Annotated in this window: 1 protein-coding gene; it reads right to left on the bottom strand. The window is 41.5% G+C overall.

Annotated features, from left to right (window positions below):
- Positions 1–184: 184 nt before the first annotated feature.
- Positions 185–369: hypothetical protein (locus CWB60_RS20820; RefSeq protein ID WP_212746876.1), on the bottom strand; the 185-nt coding region annotated here is incomplete at its 5' end.

Here is a 369-nt window from a genome sequence, read left to right as displayed (position 1 = left end):
AGACTAGCAAAATAATCTAGCCGGGGTTGTTAACTGCGTTCAATAACGCGTTTGGTGACATCTTCAATTCGAGCGTGGAACATAATTTAGCTCCTATCTATTAGTTAGAGGACAAAGGCTCAGTAGCAATAACAGACTCCACGTAAATAACAGCACAGAGAAACTATGATTAAACCCTTCAAAGCTACGCAACCACGGAGCCTCTCACACCAACCCTGACAACCGGTGTCACTGTATTAACGCATCGAATTGACACCGGTGTCAACCCTGAGTAAAAAATAGAGTTGAAAAAGATAACGTGACAAATTAATGCCCATGCGAATTTTACTTTTTTAGCTAAAAAGCGGACAAAAAATCCCCGAATACGCG

It is taken from the genome of Pseudoalteromonas sp. S327, from assembly GCF_005886415.1.
GTDB lineage: Bacteria > Pseudomonadota > Gammaproteobacteria > Enterobacterales > Alteromonadaceae > Pseudoalteromonas > Pseudoalteromonas atlantica.
Note: the sequence above shows the minus strand (reverse complement) of the source record. Positions and strands in the feature narration are given on the sequence as shown.